The organism is Azovibrio restrictus DSM 23866, from assembly GCF_000429665.1.
GTDB lineage: Bacteria > Pseudomonadota > Gammaproteobacteria > Burkholderiales > Rhodocyclaceae > Azovibrio > Azovibrio restrictus.
Map to the genome: position 1 here is coordinate 91,823 of NZ_AUCH01000017.1, position 16,462 is coordinate 108,284.

A 16,462-nucleotide genomic window follows, 5' to 3' on the forward strand; every position below is an offset into this window, starting at 1 on the left:
AAATGGATATTCATCAAATTCTGGAACACCTGCCGCACCGTTATCCCTTCCTGCTGGTGGATAGGGTCGTGGAGGTGGAGCCGGGCAAGTCCATCCACGCCTACAAGAACGTCACCATCAACGAGCCTTTCTTCCAGGGCCATTTCCCCCATCATCCGGTGATGCCGGGTGTGCTGATCATGGAAGCCCTGGCCCAGGCCGCCGGCATCCTCTCCTTCAAGACCATGGGCGAGATGCCCAGCGACGATTCCGTGTTCTACTTTGTCGGCATCGACAACGCCCGCTTCAAGAAGCCGGTGCTGCCCGGCGACCAGCTGCACCTGCACGTGGACATCGAACGCCAGATGCGCGGCATCTGGAAGTACAAGGCCGTGGCCAAGGTGGATGGGGAAATCGCCGCCGAAGCCAACCTCATGTGTGCCAAGCGGGACATCGCCAAGTGAGTGAACGGATCCACCCCACCGCCATCGTCCATCCCGGTGCCAGGATCGGCAACGGGGTCGAGATTGGCGCCTATTCCATCATCGGCGAGCACGTGGAGATCGGCGACCAGACCGTGGTTGGCCCCCACGTTGTGATCCACGGCCATACCCGTATCGGCCGGGAAAACCGGATCTTCCAGTTTTCCTCCCTGGGCGAAGTGCCCCAGGACAAGAAGTACGCGGACGAGCCCACCCGCCTGGAAATCGGCGACCGCAACACCATCCGCGAGTTCTGCACCTTCAACCTGGGCACGGTCCAGGATGCGGGGGTGACCCGCATCGGCAACGACAACTGGATCATGGCCTATGTGCATATCGCCCATGACTGCCAGGTGGGCAACCACACCACCTTTGCCAACAACGCCCAGCTGGCCGGCCACGTGCATGTGGACGACTGGGCCATCCTGGGTGGTTACACGGGCATCCACCAGTTCTGCCGGGTGGGCGCCCATGTGATGACCGCCGTGGGCACCGTGATCCTCCAGGACGTGCCGCCCTACCTGATGGCGGCCGGCAACACCGCCTCGCCCTATGGCATCAACGTGGAAGGCCTGAAGCGGCGCGGCTTTACCGCCGAATCCATCACCGCTCTGAAGCGGGCTTACCGGACCCTGTACAAGTCCGGCCTGATGCTGGAAGAGGCCAAGGTGAAGCTGGAGGAAATGGCCAGGGAGCAGCCGGACGTGCATCGCTTCGTGGAATTCCTCGAACTCTCCAAGCGCGGCATCATCCGATGAGCCGGCCGTTTCGCATCGCCATCGTGGCGGGCGAAGCATCCGGAGATCTGCTCGCCAGCCACCTGATCGCCGCCCTCAAGGCCCGCCTGCCCCAGCTTTCCTTCTTCGGCATCGGCGGTCCCAAGATGATGGCCCAGGGCTTCACCGCCTGGTGGCCCATGGAAAAGCTGGCGGTCATGGGCTACGTGGAAGTGCTGAAGCGCTACCGGGAGATCGCCGGCATCCGCCGGGACCTGAAAGCCCGCCTGCTGCAGGACCCTCCCGACCTGTTCATCGGCGTCGATGCCCCGGACTTCAACCTGGGCCTGGAAGCGGACCTGAAGGCCAGGGGCGTCACCACCCTCCACTACGTCAGTCCCTCCATCTGGGCCTGGCGGGGCAAGCGCATCCACAAGATCGCCCAGGCAGTGCACCGGGTGCTGGCCCTGTTCCCCATGGAGCCACCCCTGTACGAAAAGGCCGGGGTCCCGGTCACCTACGTGGGCCATCCCCTGGCAGACCAGATTCCCCTGCACACGGACAAGAAGGAAGCCCGGGCCAAGCTCAACCTGCCCCTGGAAGGCACCCTCTACGCCCTGTTGCCGGGCAGCCGCCAGTCGGAGCTGGAATACCTGGCCGACACCTTCGTCCAGACCGCCCGCCTGATCCATCAGCTGCAGCCCCAGGCGATATTCCTGGTGCCCCTGGCCACCCGGGAGACCCGGCTCCAGTTCGAGACCGCCATCTACCGGCAGCAGGTGGCCAACCTGCCGTTCCGGCTCCTGTTCGGCCACGCCCAGGACGCCATGGGCGCCGCCGACGTGGTGCTGGTGGCAAGCGGAACCGCCACCCTGGAAGCCGCCCTGGTGAAGCGCCCCATGGTGATCACCTACAAGCTTTCGCCCACCACCTACCGGATGATGAAGAAGCGGGGCTACCTGCCTTACGTGGGGCTGCCCAATGTCCTGGCCGGGCGCTTCCTGGTGCCGGAGCTGCTGCAGGACGAAGCCACCCCGGAAAACCTGGCCCAGGCCCTGGTGAACCTGGCCAGCGACCCCCGGGTGGCCAGCTACCTGGAAGGGGAGTTCACCCGCATCCACGAGCAACTGCGGCAGAACACGGCTGCCCGGGCGGCCGAAGCGGTGATTGCGTGCCTGCCCAGCTGAGTGCGCTGCCCGCCGACGTCTGCGGCATCGACGAAGCCGGCCGTGGGCCCCTGGCGGGGCCCGTGGTGGCTGCTGCGGTGATCCTCAATCCGGAGCGCCCGATCCCGGGCCTCAACGATTCCAAGAAGCTCTCGGAAAAACGCCGCCTGATCCTGGCCGAAGAAATCCGGGCCCACGCCCTGGCTTGGTGCGTGGCCGAAGCCAGCCCCGCGGAAATCGACCGGATCAACATCCTCCAGGCCACTTTCCTGGCCATGCAGCGGGCCGTGGCCGGCCTCGCCCTGGCCCCGGCCCGTGCGGTGGTGGATGGCAACCGCTGCCCGCGGCTGGAAATCCCCGTGCAGGCGGTGGTGCAGGGGGATGGCAAGATCGCCGCCATCGCCGCGGCCTCCATCCTGGCCAAGACCGTGCGCGATGCGGGCATGGTGGCCCTGCACCAGAACTATCCCCAATACGGTTTCGAGCGGCACATGGGCTACCCCACGGCCGCCCATCTGGCCGCCCTCCAGGCCCACGGGCCCTGTCCGGCCCACCGCCGCAGCTTCGGCCCGGTGGCCCAGCTCAGCCTGCTCTGAAGTCATGAAGCACATCGTTTCCCGGGATAACCCGGCCTTCCGGGCCTGGAAGAAGCTGGCCCAGTCCAGCCGGGAACGGCGCAAGGCCGGCCGTACCCTGCTCGAAGGCATGCACCTGCTGACCGCCTGGACGGCCCGGCACGGCCTGCCGGAGATGGTGCTGGTGAGCGAACGGGGCGCGGCCCAGGGGGAAATCGCCGCCTGGCTGGCCGCCCATCCCCAGGCCCGGGTGGTGCTGCTGGCGGATGGCTTGCTGGCGGAACTGGCGGATACGGAAACTCCGGCCGGGGTCCTGGCCGAGGTGGAGGTGCCCGCCGCTGATCAGGCGCCGGCGCTGGACCGGGACACGGTGCTCCTGGACGGCATCCAGGACCCGGGCAACCTGGGCACCCTGTTGCGCACGGCCGCTGCCGCCGGGTTCGGGCAGCTGCTCCTGTCGCCGGACTGTGTCGGGGCCTGGTCGCCCAAGGTGCTGCGGGCGGGGCAGGGGGCCCATTTCCTGGTGCAGATCCATGAAGGGGCTGACCTGGAAACCTTCCTCACCCAGTTCCAGGGTGCCAGTCTGGCCACTGCCCTGGAAGGCGCCGTATCCCTGCATCAGGCCTGCTGGCAGGGGCCCGTGGCCTGGGTGTTCGGTGCGGAAGGGCAGGGGGTGAGTCCCGCCGTCCTGGCCCGGGCCGGGCAGCGCATCCACATCCCCATGCCCGGGGCGGTGGAATCCCTCAACGTGGGCGCCGCCGCCGCCATCTGCCTGTTCGAAACCCTGCGCCGGCGCCTGCCGGCCTGAGTCGGGGGGCGGTTCCTGCTCCCTGTTCCTGTTTCCGGCGTCCGATAGCATACGGGCCCTGCCGCTGCTGCCAGCGGGCAGGGCCCGGTGTTCAGGGATGGATGCCGCTCAGAGGCAGGCTTCCAGGACCCGGCGGCTGAGTTCCAGGTCCATGTCCTGTCTTTCCCCCAGCTTGTCCATGCCATGGGCCTCCAGTTGGGCCAGCAGCCGGGGCACGGCTTCGGCGCTGATCTGGTAGTCCCCCAGGCGGGACTTCATCCCCAGGGAGGCGAAGAACTCCCGGGTGCGGGCGATGGCCTGGTCGATGCGCGCCGTGTCGCTGCCTTCCCGGATGCCCCAGACCCGTTCCGCGTACTGGAGCAGCTTTTCCCGCTTGCCTTCCCGGCGCAGGTCCAGGAGCGGCGGCAGGACCACGGCCAGGGTCTGGGCGTGGTCGAGACCATACATGGCGGTGATCTCGTGGCCGAGCATGTGGGTGGCCCAGTCCTGGGGCACCCCCGCCCCGATCAGGCCATTCAGGGCCTGGGTGGCGGCCCACATCAGGTTGGCCCGGAGATCGTAATCCTGAGGCGTTGCCAGGGCCCGGGGGCCGATGTCCACCAGGGTCTGGAGCAGGCCTTCGGCATAGCGGTCCTGGAGGGGGGCGTTGACCGGGTAGGTCAGGTACTGCTCGATGACGTGCACGAAGGCATCCACGATGCCGTTGGCGATCTGCCGGGGCGGCAGGCTGAAGGTCTTGACCGGGTCCAGGATGGCAAAGCGCGGGAACACGTGGGGGCTGGCAAAGGGCAGCTTGGCCTGCAGGGACTTGCGGCTGACTACGGAAAAATGGTTCATCTCCGAGCCCGTGGCGGGCAGGGTGACGACGCAGCCCAGAGGCAGGGCGCTGCTGATCTTGGCGCCAAAGGTTTCCAGGATGTGCCAGGGGTCTTCCCGGGGATATTCCACCGCGGCCGCCACGAACTTGGTGCCGTCGATGACCGAGCCGCCGCCCACGGCCAGGAGGAAGTCCAGGCCTTCCTGGCGCACCAGTTGCACCGCCTGCATCAGGGTCTCGTAGGCGGGATTGGGCTCGATGCCGCCAAAGCGCATCACCGTGCGGGGTGCCAGGGCAGCCTCCACCTCGGCCAGGGTGCCGTTCTTCTCGGCGCTGCCGCCGCCGTAGAGCACCAGCACCCGGGCGTTTTCCGGGACCAGCTCCTGCAGGCGGGCGATGCTGTCACGGCCGAAGACGATGCGGGTGGGGTTGTAGTAGTCGAAGTTGAGCATGGCTTTCCTTTCCGGTGGGGCTTAACGGAGCTTCAGTTCTTCCAGCACCGTGGTGGAGATTTCCTCGATGGACTTGGTGGAGGAATCCAGCCAGCGGATGCCTTCCCGGCGCATCATTCGCTCCGCCTCGCTGACCTCGTGGCGGCAGTTGGAGAGGCTGGCGTAACGGCTGTTGGGCCGGCGTTCCTCGCGGATCTGGGCCAGCCGCTCGGGCTGGATGGTGAGGCCGAACAGCTTGGCCCGGTGCCGCTCCAGGGTGCCCGGCAGGCGGCCTCGTTCGAAATCCTCGGGGATCAGGGGAAAGTTGGCGGCCTTGAGGCCGAACTGCATGGCCAGGTACAGGGAGGTGGGGGTCTTGCCGCAGCGGGATACGCCCACCAGCACCACGTCGGCTTCTTCCAGGTCCAGGTCGGTAATCCCGTCGTCGTGGGCCAGGGTGTAGTTGATGGCCTCGATGCGCTCCTTGTAGTCGGAGCTGTCGGTGGAGCCGTGGGTGCGTCCCACCGTATGGCTGGATTTCACCCCCAGCTCGGTTTCCAGGGGCGAGAGGAAAGTCTCGAAATAGGACAGGGAGAAGGCATCGGCCAGATGCACGATCTCCGCCAGGCGCGGGTTGATCAGGGTGGTAAACACGATGGGACGGATGCCGTCGGCCTCGCCTCTGGCGTTGATGCGGGCCACCACTTCCCGGGCCTTGTCCTCGCTATCCACGAAGGGGATGCGCACCTGGGTGAATTTGACGCCCTCGAACTGGGAAAGCAGGCTGTGGCCCAGGGCCTCCACGGTGATGCCGGTGCCGTCGGAAACGAAGAAGATGGTGCGGTTCAGGGTATGCATGAGGCCGAAACAGGGACTGGGAAAAAGGGGGAAATCCTACCAGTTTGTCGGCGCCCCCGGGGCCTCAGGGGGCCAGTTCCGGCAGGGAAGTCGCCGCCAGGACTTCGGCCAGGTCCCGCTGGCCGGGCGGCAGGGGCTGCCGGGGCGGCGGGCTGACCCGGCGGATCCAGATGCCGGCGACCCGTTCCGGGTACAGCTTCTGGATCCAGGCGTAGATTTCCGGGTCCTTCTCCCCGTCATCTCCCAGCAACAGGAAGCGCACCCCGGGCAGGCGGGCCAGGATGCCTTCTATCTTCCGGGTCTTGTAGGTGAACTGGTCGAGCAGGGGATCCCCGCCTCCGTCCTCGCGGATCTGCTTGGTGAGCAGCACCCCGGCGGGAAAGGCGTTGCGCTCCAGGAAATCGGCGATGCCATCCTGGAGCTGCCGCGGCGAGGCGGAGAGATAGAAGAGGGGCGCCGCCTCCGGCCGGGGGTTGGCGGCAGCCACCCGGGCCAGGAGGGCCGCCGTGCCGGGCACCACCTGACGCTGGGCCGGATTCTTGAGGAAGGTGTTGCCCAGCAGCCGGTGCTTGCGGGTCACTTCCGAGATCAGCAGGGTGTCATCCAGGTCGGAGATCAGGCCCAGGCGGTTTTCCCTTGGCACCACCAGCAGCCGGCCCTGTCCCTGGTGGCCGCGGCTTTCGGCCATGATCTGGTGCCAGCCCGGGGCCAGGGGCGGATGGGGGGTGTCCAGGCTGAAATAGCCTTCCGCATCGCTCACCAGGGGCCAGACCTGGCCCTGGAGGTGCAGCTGCAGGGGCTGCCCCTGGCGCTCGTCGTTGAAGAAATGGCCCAAGTTGCGCCACAGGTTGGTGAGCCGGCCATCGGCCTCCCGAACCGGGGCGGCGCTCCGGGCCTCGACGATGCGGCCTTCGACCAGAAGGCGCTGGCCGTTGCTGTAGCCCGGGTACAGGCTGATCCGGTCGGCCTCAGCCTGGGCCGGCTGCAGGGCGGCCAGCAGCAGCGTCAGGCCGGCCAGCCACCTTCCCAGGCCCTTCATGCCAGGCCCCCGACCCGCTCCAGGATGGCCCGGGCGGCTTCGGGGCGGGCCATCTGTCGCTGGCAGGCGGCCATGCGCTGGCGCCGTTCCGGATCGCGCATCAGCAGTTCCAGCTTGTAGGCCAGGGCTGCCGGGTCCACGGCCTTCCAGGCGCAGCCGGCCTCCAGCAGGGCGTCGGCGTTGCGCTCCTCCTGGCCGGGAATGGGGGAGACGATCAGCATCGGCAGTCCCATGGCCAGACACTCGCTGGAGGTCAGTCCGCCGGGCTTGGTGATGGCCAGGTCGGCAGCGGCCATGACCCGCTCCACGGTGCGGGTGAAGCCCAGGGGCAGGATGCGCCCCGGATGACGGGCGGCCAGGGCCTGGAGCCGGGTCAGCAGGGCCTCGTTGCGGCCCGCCAGGGCGACGATCTGCAGGTCCAGGGGTAGGGCGGCCACCTGGGCCACCAGGGCTTCCATGTCCCCGACGCCGGCACCGCCGGACATCATCAGCAGGGTGCTGCGCGCCGGGTCCAGGCCCAGCTCGGCGGCCGCCCGGGAGCGCTCCGGTGTCTGGCGGAACTGGGGCATGATGGCGATGCCGGTGACGTGGATGTTCTCCTTGGCCACTCCCCGGGCCGCCAGCCGGGCCGCCACCTCGCCGCTGGCGACGCAGTAGCCAGCCATGTGGGGATGCAGCCAGAGGCCGTGGATGTCGAAGTCGGTCACATGGACCCACACCGGGGGCGTGGGCAGGCCCTGGGCGATGCGCCGGGAGAGCAGCTCGGCGGGCAGGAAGTGGGTGCAGACGATGGCATCCGGCCTGATCCGCTCGATTTCCGCCTCCAGCCGCCGGGTGTTGAGGCGCTCCACATGCCGGCGGAAGCGGGAGAGCAGGGAATCCCCGGCAGGATGGTCGGTGCGCTGGTAGAGATAGGCCCAGACCAGGGGCGCCCGTTCCACCAGCTTGATGTAGCCGCTGCCGTAGAGCTTGCGAAAGCCCTGGGGCACCAGTTCGAGCAGGTCCTGGTGGATGACGTCCAGTTGCGGCAGTTCGGTGGCGGCAGTGGCGCACAGGGCCTGGGCGGCACGCACATGACCGGCGCCGGCGGAAACGCTGAGAACGAGGATACGCATGGCGGAGGGTCCATGACAAATGCGGCGGATTCTGCAGCCCGCTCCAGGCCCTGTCAATTTTCGCGGCCGTATTTCCCCAGCGCATCCGGCCAGCATTTCAACTCAGAATGATGGAATAATGGCGGCTTTTCCGGCCTGGGGCCGGCTTGGCAACTCGAGGGGTGGGACGTGAGTCAATGGCGCGGCAATAAAATCAATATTCTGATTGTGGTGCTCGTGATCGGCCTGGTGGCTGGCCTGGGCCTTTACCTGGGCGGGGAGTTGCGTCAGGGGGGCTCGATGCTGCCCAGCCGCACTGCGGTGGAGGAGAGTACCGGCCCCATCGAACTGGTGGAGCTCAACAACCGGGACCTGGACGGTTCTCCGGCCCTGGCCCTGACCTTCAGCCAGCCCCTGGACCCGCGCCAGAACTACAACAGCTTCATTCAGGTGTTCGAGATGCCGGCCCGTCCCCAGGACCGCAAGGCCCGCCAGGATGACGACGGCTACTACGGCGACGACGGCAGCCGCAGCACCGCCCCCGTGGCCAGCACCGCCCCCGAGGACGTGAACACCGAGGGCGGCACCCTGGTGAAGGGGGCCTGGGTGGTGGGCGAGAATCCCCGCCTGCTGTTCTTCCCCCACATCAAGCCCGAGACCCGCTACGTGGTGCGCGTCAGCCCCGGCCTGCCGGCCCGCAACGGCGAGCAGCTCGCCGCCGAGTCTGCCTATGGCATCCGCACGGCCGCCGTTTCCCCCGCCTATTACTTTGCCAGCAAGGGCATGGTGCTGCCGGCCCGCCAGAACGGCGGTCTGCCGGTGGTCACCGTGAATGTCCCGGAAGTGGACATCCAGTTCCTGCGGGTCAAGCCCGACCAGCTGCCCCGCTTCCTGGACCAGGTGATCAGCGGCAACACCTATACCAGCGAGGACGAGGAAGACGAGGGCTACTACTACGACCGCTCCAGCAGCCTCAAGGGTGCCGTGAGCAACTGGGAGCTGGACCCCCTGCACAAGCTCACCGAGAGCGTCTACACCGGCCGCTTCCTCACCGAGCAGAAGGCCAACCGGCGCAGCGTCACCTTCATTCCCGTGGAGGAGATCAAGGAGCTGGCCGAGCCGGGCATCTACATCGCCGTCATGAGCCAGCCCAACCGTTTCCGCCATGACTACCAGGTGACCTATTTCTATACCAGCAACCTGGGCCTGCACACCCGCCTGTTCGAGAAGGGCGCCGATGCCTACGTGAGCAACCTGGACAAGGGCACGGCGGCCAGCGGCGTGGACATCGCCTGGCTCGACGCCCAGGGCAAGATCCTGGCCCAGAAGCAGACCGATGCCGACGGCCGGGCCCATTTCCCCGAGCGGCCCAAGGGCGCGGTGGTGATCCTGGCCCGTCAGGGCAAGCAGGTAGCCATGATCGCTCTGAAGGAGCCGGCCCTGGATTTGTCCGAATACGACATCGGCGGCCTGCCCGGCCGGGATGTGAGCCTGTTCGCCTACTCCGGCCGGGACCTGTACCGGCCCGGGGAGCGCTTCGACGTCTCGGTCCTGGCCCGGGATGCGGATGGCCATGCCGTGCCGGCCCAGCCCATCCAGGCCATCCTCAAGCGGCCCGACGGCAAGGCCCAGTTCACCGCCACCTGGCAGCCCAGCGGCGCCCTGAACGGCTATTACCAGCGTAGCCTGGAGCTGCCGGCCGATGCCCCCACCGGCTTCTGGAACCTGGAACTGCGCGCCGACCCTGCCGACAAGCGGCCCACCACCGTGTTCCGCTTCGGGGTCGAGGAATTCCTGCCCGAACGCATGAAGCTGGACCTGAGCACCGCCAGTCCCCAGCTCGATGCCCAGCATCCCTTTGCCCTGCAGGTGGACGGCAATTACCTGTACGGGGCGCCAGCCGCCGGCAACCGGCTGCTGGGGGTGGCCCAGTTCTTCCGCAACAAGAATCCCCTGGCTGACAAGCTGCCCGGTTTCGAGTTCGGCGACGTCAATGAAGACACGGCCCGGGCCCGGGAAGAGCTGCCCGAAACCACCCTGGACGAGCAGGGCAAGGCCAGCCTCGACATCGACCTGGAAAAGGTGGAAGGGCGTCATTCCCCCTTCAGCATCCGGACCACCATGAGCCTGCTGGAAAGCGGCGGCCGGCCGGTGATCCGCTCCCTGGAACGCACCTACTGGCCGGCGCCCAAGCTCCTGGCCGTGCGCCCCCTGTTCAACGGCGACTACGCCCGGGAAGGCAGCCTGGCGGAATTCGAGGTGATCCGTGCCGACGCCACCGGCAAGCTCCACGCCGGCACCTATCCGGTGCGCCTGTTCCGGGAAAACCGGGACTACTACTGGCGCTTCGAGGATCAGCGTGGCTGGCACTCGGGCTACACGGAAACCGATGAGCTGGTGTCCTCCTCCAGCGTCGTGCTGCCGGCCACCGGCCGGGGCAAACTGTCCCTGCCCGTGAAATACGGCCGTTACCGTCTCGAGATCAACGATCCGGAAACCGGCAAGCGTCTGGCCTACCGCTTCTATGCAGGTTGGAGCGCCCGTTCCGACGAAAGCCAGGGGGTGCGTCCCGACCGGGTCAACCTGAAACTGGACAAGCCCGCCTACAAGGAAGGGGAGACCGCCCGCCTGACCATCACCCCGCCCCACGGAGGCGAGGCCCTGATCACCGTGGAAGGGGACCGGACCCTGTGGGTGCAGCGGCTGCGCATGCCTGCCACCGGCAGCACCGTGGACATCCCGGTGCACAAGGACTGGCTGCGCCATGACCTCTATGTCTCGGTGCTGGTGCTGCGTCCCGGCGACGGCGCCGTGCAGGTCACCCCGGCCCGGGCCCTGGGCCTGGTGCACCTGCCCCTGGAGCGGGGTGAGCGCAAGCTCCAGGTGAAGCTGGAAGCGCCCCAGAAGATGCTCCCCGAGACCCCCCTCAAGGTGAAGGTGCGGGTGCCGGACGCCAAGGGCCAGAAGGCCCAGGTGACCCTCTCGGCGGTGGACGTGGGTATCCTCAACATCACCAACTTCCGTACCCCCGATCCCTTCGGCCACTTCTTCGGCAAGCTGCGCTACGGGGCCGACCAGTACGACGTCTATGGCCGCCTGATCGAAAAGATGGCGGGCCAGAAGGGCAAGCTCAAGTTCGGTGGCGATGCGGCGCCCCAGGCCACCCAGAGCATGCCCAAGAAGGTGAAGCTGGTGGACCTGTTCTCCGGCCCCGTGGCCCTGGATGAAAAGGGCGAGGCGGAGATCACCTTGCCGGTGCCCGACTTCAACGGCCGCCTGCGCCTGATGGCCGTGGTGGCGGCACCGGACCGGTTCGGCAATGCGGAATCCGAAGTCACCGTGGCCGCCCCCCTGGTGGCGGAGCTGGCCACCCCCCGCTTCCTCACCGTGGGGGACAGCGCCATCGTCGCCCTGGACCTGCACAACCTTTCCGGCGCCGAACAGCAGCTGCAGGTGGAGCTGGCCAACGACAACGGCCTGAGGATCCAGGAGCCCCGGCGCAACCTGACCCTCCAGGACCAGCAGAAGGTCACCCTGCGCTTCCCCCTGGAGGCGGGCAGTGCCTTCGGCCTGGTGCCGGTGCAGGTCAAGGTGGGCGGCAGCGTCACCCTGAAGCGGGAATTCGCCCTCCAGGTCCAGGCCGCCACGCCCCGGCAGCAGTTCCTGCGCCGCTACACCCTGGCGCCGGGTGAAACCATGACCCTGCGGGAAGCGGACCTGGGCGGCCTGTTGCCGGCCACGGTGGAAAGCCACCTGACCCTGTCCGACAAGCCGCCCATCGACGTGAAGAGCGCCATCCAGGGGCTGCTCACCTATCCCTACGGCTGTACCGAGCAGACCACCTCCACCGCCTATCCCCACGTCTTCATCGGCGAGGAGGAGGCCCGCAGCTTCGGGCTCAAGCCCTACAGCCGGGCCCAGCGTACCGAGATGCTGGAGAAGGCCACCGCCCGCCTGGGGGCCATGCAGGCGCCCAACGGGGGCTTCAGCCTGTGGGGCAATGTGTCCACCTACGAGTACTGGCTCTCCTCCTACGTCACCAACTTCCTGCTGGACAGCCGGGAGCAGGGCTTCAACGTCCCCGAGCAGATGCAGCAGAAGGCCATGGATTTCCTCCTGAAGGCCCTGCAGCAGGGGGTGGCCGGACTGCCCAACAGCCCCCAGGCCTACAACCAGGAAAATGTCTGGCGTGACTACCACTACGGCGGCAGCGGCCGCTTCGGGGCCCTGTCCTACGGGGCCTATGTGCTGGCCCGGGAGTCCAAGGCGCCCCTGTCCACCCTGCGGCAGATGTTCGACCTGCGCCAGCAGGCCCACTCCGGCCTAGCCCTGGTGCACCTGGGGCTGGCCCTGCATCTGATGGGCGACGAGAAGCGGGCCCAGACCGCCCTGGCCGAAGGGGTGGTGAAAGCCCGGGTCAATGACTCCTGGTGGGGCGACTACGGCACCCCCCTGCGGGATGCGGCCCTGTCCTACGCCCTGCTGGAACGTCACAAGCTGAAGGTCCAGGGGCAGGAAAACCTGATCAGCCTGGTGGCCCTGGAGCTGGAACAGAAGCGCTACACCAGCACCCAGGAGAAGCTGGCCCTGTTCCTGGCCGGGCGCCAGATGAGCAGCGGCGAAGGCAAGTCCTGGCAGGTGAAGCTGGCCGGCAAGTCCGGCGAGAGCAGCCTGTCCGGCAAGGGCGCCGTGGTGCACGGGCTGGGTAACGGGGACCTGAGCGCCGGCATCAAGCTCAGCAATCCGGGCAGCGACAAGCTGTACCTGGAACTGGCCCTGGGCGGCTATCCGGTGAAGATGCCCGCTGCCCGCAAGGATGCGGTGAGCCTGAGCCGGGAGCTGCTTGATGCCCAGGGGCGCCCCCTGGGCAACCGCAGCCTCAAGGTGGGCGAGACCGTGCTGGTGAAGCTCAGCGTCAACCCCTTCGTGCGCATGGCCAATGCCCTGGTGGTGGACCGCATCCCCGCCGGCCTGGAAATCGAGAACCTCAACATCGTCCAGGGCGAGGGCATGGATGCTGTCCAGGTGGATGGCCTGCTTCCTGCCCAGGTCATGGCGGATTCCCGCATCCAGCACGTGGAGTTCCGGGATGACCGCTTCGTGGCGGCCCTGCGCCTGGACAGCAACATGCTGCTCTTCTACCGGGCCCGGGTGGTCACTCCCGGCAAGTTCGTGTTCCCGCCCATCTACGCGGAAGACATGTACCGGCCCAACATCTACGGCCTGGCCGAAGGGGAGGGGAGTCTCACCGTGGTGGATGAAAAGCGCGGCAAGTAAGCCGACAACTCGCTGCTGCCGCTCCCGGGAAACCGGGGCCGGTAGCGGTTCCGGGCCGGCGGCCTTGCCCCGGCCCCAGTTTTTTTGACGGCCCCGGGAATACCGGGGCCTTTTTCGGGAGATCCCAATTGAAATATTCCATCCTGTCCCTGTGCGTCCTGGCGGCCCTGGCCGGCTGCTCCGACGCTGCCAAGGAAAAATCCGCCCTGACCCGTTCCGCCGACCAGGTCAAATACGTCAATGAGTTCTTCGGGGTGGAAGTGAAGAAACCGGAAGGCTGGTTCGCCCAGGATCCGGAAACCACCATGAAGATGAATGCCCAGGCCTCCGGGATGATGGCCGGTGACAACAAGCAGATGAAGGCCATCATCGACCAGTCCCTGAAGAGCACCACCCCCATCTTCGCCTTCTTCGAGAGCGAGCCGGGCGCCCCGGTGCGGACCAACCCCAGCGTCATCTCCGTTGCCGAAAACGTCAGCGTCATGCCCGGGGTCAAGTCCGGCTGCGACTACCTGTTCCATGCCCAGAAACTGATCGAAGCCTCCCCCATGAACCTGAAGTTCGCCGGCGGCTGCCAGACCACCCAGGTGGGCGCGGCCAAGCTGGGCTATCTGGATGCCAGCACCAGCATCAACGGCATTCAGGTCAAGCAGCGTTACTACGCCTGTGTCAAGGGCGAACACGCCCTGTCCTTCATCCAGACTTATTTCGACGAACCCAGCAAGGCCAAGGTGGACGGGGTGGTCAATTCCCTGGTGGCCCAGTGCAACTGAGCCCATGGGCTTGAGCCGCTGGCTGCTCCTGCTGCTCGGGGCCGCAGCCCTGCCGGGACAGGCCATGGAAATGCAGCTGCCGGCCCGCTGTCTGGACTTCGGGAAATACCCGGCCTCCCGTGCCGCCCTGGCTTTTCGCGGCCCCTATGTGCCGCCTCGGGTGATGGAAAACCGGGAAACCCGGCTCTTCCGGACCCGCATCCGCACAGGGGCGGCGGAGGGGCCGCCGGATTTTGCCGGCCACCTGCGGCTGGTGAGCTGGGGCTGCGGCAGCGGCTGCATCCAGCACGCGGTGGTGAGCCTGAAGAGCGGGCGGGCCCAGGTGCTGCCCTATACCTCGGAAATGGGCCTTTCCTACCGCCGGGACAGCCGTCTGCTGCTGGTCAATCCGCCCGGAGAGGAGCCCTACGTCCTGGCCGACGGCCCCGTGGCCCTGGTCTGGGATGAAGGGCGTCAGGCCATGGTCCTGCTCCGGAGCTGCGATGGCAAGGCCATGGCCCGGGCCGAATCTGCCCGGCACCCGATGGCCCCGCCTTGAATACCCTGGTGCTGCTGCCCGGGCTGGATGGCACGGGATTGCTGCTGGGGGAGTTCGCCGCCGCCTGCGGTCCCCAGGTGGAGGTGCTGCCCCTGGCCTATCCCGCCGATCGCCCCCTGGATTATCCGGAGCTGGAAGCCCTGATCCGGGCCCGGCTGCCCCGGGACCGGCCGTTCTTCCTGCTGGCGGAGTCCTTCTCCGGTCCCCTGGGCATCCGCCTGGGGGCGGCGCCCCCTCCCGGGCTGCAGGGCCTCATCCTGTGCTGCACCTTCGCCCACCAGCCCCTGCCGACTTGCCTGGGACCGCTGCTGCCGCCGCTGCCCCACAGTCTGCTGCCCCTGGGCTTGCTGGGCCTGCTGGTGCTGGGGCCCTTCGCCACTCCGGCCCTGCAGGCTCAGTTGGCTGCTGCCCTCCGGCAGGTGTCGCCGGCGGTGTTGCGCCATCGGGCCCGAGCTGCACTGGCGGTGGATGTGCGGGACTGCCTGCCCCGGATCCGGATGCCGGTCCTGTGTCTTCAGGCCGATGCCGACCGGCTGATCCCCTCCCGGGTTTCCCGGTGGGTAGCCGAACACATTCCCGGAGCCCAGCGGGTGGATTTCCACGCCCCCCATTTCCTGCTGCAGGTCCTGCCCGGTCCTTGCGCAGCCCGGGTGCAGGACTTCATGGCCCGGGCGGCGGACCATGACGTGGGGAATTCTTGATATTCCAGGCGCTTCCGGGCAGGATGCGCCGAACGCCTTTTCCTGGCCTTTTACTCCGTTTTTTTTCTTCAGCCCTGAGTTCCACCATGCGTTCCTTCCTTGCCCTGCTGTTTTTTTCCTCCGGCCTGGCCATGGCCGCCGGCGATTGCAGCAAATCCGACCCGGCCGCCTTCGCCCGGGAATTCTTCCAGCAGCACCGGGACTTCTATTTCCAGCAAACCCGGGGCCTGGCCGGCTATGTGACGCCGGCGCTGATGCAGGCCCTGAAGCGGCACTACCGCTGTGCCGAGCGGGAAGGCCTCTGCCATCTGGACTACGACCCCTGGCTCGGGGCCCAGGATGGCGAGATGCGGGGGGCGGCCAGCTTTGCCGCGACGCCGGATTCCCAGGGCGGTAGCCGGGTGAGCATGGCCTTCGACTTCGAACTCGATCCCGGCCAGCCGGCGGAAAAGCGCCAGGTGATCCTGGAACTGGAGGCCGGGGCAGCACCCCGCTGCTGGCGGGTCAGGGATCTGATCACGCCCCTGGGGGATTCCCTCGCCAGCCGTTACCGGGGGCGGCCATGAGCCGGGGGCAGGGCGGCGCACGCCGGCTGCTTCTGGACCTGACCCTGGGCCTGGCCCTGGGGCTGCTGCTGTCGGGGGCCCGGGCCGAGACCGGCCCCGTGGAAACGGCGGCGAGAAACTACTACCAGCTGATCCTGGGGTCGGCCAGCTTTGGCCTGCCCGAGCCGGCCCTGCGAAAGAAGCTGGAGGGAGTCCTTTCCCGGGACCTGCTCACCCTGCTGGATCAGGCCGCCCGGATGGAGCAACAATGCATACGGGCCGCGGCCAAGGACGAAAAGCCCTCGGTCCTGGAAGGCAATATTTTTGTGGGAAATTACGAGGGCGCCAGCGAAGTAGCCTACGGCCAGAAGCGGGAAATGGGGCACGAAGCCAGCATGGAGGTGGACCTGGTCTACCTAGACACCCGTTATCCCCGGGCCCATCCCTATCGGACCCTGGTCTGGCACGAGCGCCTGCGGCTGGGGCGCCAGGAAGGGCAGTGGCGGGTGGTGGATGTGGACTTCGCCGACCAGAACTCCCTGCGCAAGACGCTGCTTTCCTACCTGGAGGAGGGCCGGCGCGACTGTGCGCTGCCCGCCACTCCCGTTCCTGCTGCCCCCGCTGCCGGGAAAGCTGCTCCAGCAGCCCGGAACAGGTAAGCCG

At 67.5% G+C, this 16,462-nt stretch carries 15 protein-coding genes; 11 read left to right on the forward strand and 4 right to left on the reverse strand.

Going from position 1 to position 16,462, the window contains the following annotated elements; genetic code table 11:
- The first annotated feature begins 2 nt into the window (after positions 1–2).
- From fabZ to G474_RS0114565, 5 genes are read left to right on the forward strand one after another with little or no spacing between them, the layout of a single operon-like run.
- Positions 3–443 carry a 3-hydroxyacyl-ACP dehydratase FabZ gene (gene fabZ / locus G474_RS0114545; protein WP_026687619.1) on the forward strand — a complete coding sequence of 147 codons (441 nt, stop codon included), beginning with the start codon at positions 3–5 and terminating at the stop codon, positions 441–443.
- Positions 440–1,219, forward strand: a complete 780-nt coding sequence (gene lpxA / locus G474_RS0114550; RefSeq protein ID WP_026687620.1) for an acyl-ACP--UDP-N-acetylglucosamine O-acyltransferase — start codon at positions 440–442, stop codon at positions 1,217–1,219. The genes fabZ and lpxA overlap by 4 nt, the downstream gene beginning before the upstream one ends.
- Positions 1,216–2,364 carry a lipid-A-disaccharide synthase gene (lpxB, locus tag G474_RS0114555; RefSeq protein ID WP_026687621.1) on the forward strand — a complete coding sequence of 383 codons (1,149 nt, stop codon included), beginning with the start codon at positions 1,216–1,218 and terminating at the stop codon, positions 2,362–2,364. The genes lpxA and lpxB overlap by 4 nt, the downstream gene beginning before the upstream one ends.
- On the forward strand, positions 2,349–2,939 hold the full coding sequence (rnhB, locus tag G474_RS0114560) for a ribonuclease HII (RefSeq protein WP_245589376.1): 591 nt from the start codon (positions 2,349–2,351) through the stop codon (positions 2,937–2,939). The genes lpxB and rnhB overlap by 16 nt, the downstream gene beginning before the upstream one ends.
- Positions 2,940–2,943: 4 nt before the next feature.
- On the forward strand, positions 2,944–3,726 hold the full coding sequence (locus G474_RS0114565) for a TrmH family RNA methyltransferase (protein ID WP_026687623.1): 783 nt from the start codon (positions 2,944–2,946) through the stop codon (positions 3,724–3,726).
- A 108-nt stretch (positions 3,727–3,834) separates the two neighbouring features.
- On the opposite strand, the gene G474_RS0114570 is transcribed toward G474_RS0114565, so the two are convergent.
- From G474_RS0114570 to G474_RS0114585, 4 genes are all read right to left on the reverse strand, one after another.
- On the reverse strand, positions 3,835–4,995 hold the full coding sequence (locus G474_RS0114570) for an iron-containing alcohol dehydrogenase (RefSeq protein ID WP_026687624.1): 1,161 nt from the start codon (positions 4,993–4,995) through the stop codon (positions 3,835–3,837).
- A gap of 21 nt (positions 4,996–5,016) precedes the next feature.
- Positions 5,017–5,832, reverse strand: coding sequence for a posphoenolpyruvate synthetase regulatory kinase/phosphorylase PpsR (ppsR, locus tag G474_RS0114575; protein ID WP_026687625.1), 816 nt, complete (start codon positions 5,830–5,832; stop codon positions 5,017–5,019).
- Positions 5,833–5,896: 64 nt separating this feature from the next.
- Positions 5,897–6,871, reverse strand: coding sequence for a phosphatase domain-containing protein (locus tag G474_RS22195; RefSeq protein WP_026687626.1), 975 nt, complete (start codon positions 6,869–6,871; stop codon positions 5,897–5,899).
- Entirely contained in the window at positions 6,868–7,986 is a 1,119-nt protein-coding gene (locus tag G474_RS0114585) for an MGDG synthase family glycosyltransferase (protein WP_043464575.1), read from the reverse strand. The genes G474_RS22195 and G474_RS0114585 overlap by 4 nt, the downstream gene beginning before the upstream one ends.
- 168 nt (positions 7,987–8,154) lie before the next feature.
- Here G474_RS0114585 and G474_RS0114590 point away from each other — a divergent pair, with 168 nt between their 5' ends.
- The 6 genes from G474_RS0114590 to G474_RS0114615 all read left to right on the forward strand — a co-directional run bounded on the left by G474_RS0114590 (position 8,155) and on the right by G474_RS0114615 (position 16,458).
- Positions 8,155–13,242, forward strand: coding sequence for an alpha-2-macroglobulin family protein (locus G474_RS0114590; protein WP_051282319.1), 5,088 nt, complete (start codon positions 8,155–8,157; stop codon positions 13,240–13,242).
- Positions 13,243–13,370: 128 nt separating this feature from the next.
- On the forward strand, positions 13,371–14,015 hold the full coding sequence (locus G474_RS0114595; protein WP_026687629.1) for a hypothetical protein: 645 nt from the start codon (positions 13,371–13,373) through the stop codon (positions 14,013–14,015).
- Positions 14,016–14,025: 10 nt separating this feature from the next.
- On the forward strand, positions 14,026–14,553 hold the full coding sequence (locus tag G474_RS22200) for a hypothetical protein (RefSeq protein ID WP_156919277.1): 528 nt from the start codon (positions 14,026–14,028) through the stop codon (positions 14,551–14,553).
- A complete protein-coding gene (locus G474_RS20965) occupies positions 14,550–15,254 on the forward strand; it encodes a serine aminopeptidase domain-containing protein (RefSeq protein WP_043464578.1) in 705 nt (234 codons plus the stop codon). Before G474_RS22200 ends, G474_RS20965 begins: the two co-directional genes overlap by 4 nt.
- An 86-nt stretch (positions 15,255–15,340) precedes the next feature.
- Positions 15,341–15,820 carry a YqhG/Tai3 family protein gene (locus tag G474_RS0114610; protein ID WP_026687630.1) on the forward strand — a complete coding sequence of 160 codons (480 nt, stop codon included), beginning with the start codon at positions 15,341–15,343 and terminating at the stop codon, positions 15,818–15,820.
- Positions 15,817–16,458 carry a hypothetical protein gene (locus G474_RS0114615; RefSeq protein WP_026687631.1) on the forward strand — a complete coding sequence of 214 codons (642 nt, stop codon included), beginning with the start codon at positions 15,817–15,819 and terminating at the stop codon, positions 16,456–16,458. Before G474_RS0114610 ends, G474_RS0114615 begins: the two co-directional genes overlap by 4 nt.
- The last annotated feature ends 4 nt before the right edge of the window (positions 16,459–16,462 follow it).

Coding starts and splice junctions, on each gene's coding strand:
- fabZ (WP_026687619.1), top strand. CDS start 3: ATGGATATTCATCAAATTCTGGAACACCTGCCGCACCGTTATCCCTTC.
- lpxB (WP_026687621.1), top strand. CDS start 1,216: ATGAGCCGGCCGTTTCGCATCGCCATCGTGGCGGGCGAAGCATCCGGA.
- G474_RS0114565 (WP_026687623.1), top strand. CDS start 2,944: ATGAAGCACATCGTTTCCCGGGATAACCCGGCCTTCCGGGCCTGGAAG.
- G474_RS0114570 (WP_026687624.1), bottom strand. CDS start 4,995: ATGCTCAACTTCGACTACTACAACCCCACCCGCATCGTCTTCGGCCGT.
- ppsR (WP_026687625.1), bottom strand. CDS start 5,832: ATGCATACCCTGAACCGCACCATCTTCTTCGTTTCCGACGGCACCGGC.
- G474_RS22195 (WP_026687626.1), bottom strand. CDS start 6,871: ATGAAGGGCCTGGGAAGGTGGCTGGCCGGCCTGACGCTGCTGCTGGCC.
- G474_RS0114585 (WP_043464575.1), bottom strand. CDS start 7,986: ATGCGTATCCTCGTTCTCAGCGTTTCCGCCGGCGCCGGTCATGTGCGT.
- G474_RS0114610 (WP_026687630.1), top strand. CDS start 15,341: ATGCGTTCCTTCCTTGCCCTGCTGTTTTTTTCCTCCGGCCTGGCCATG.
- G474_RS0114615 (WP_026687631.1), top strand. CDS start 15,817: ATGAGCCGGGGGCAGGGCGGCGCACGCCGGCTGCTTCTGGACCTGACC.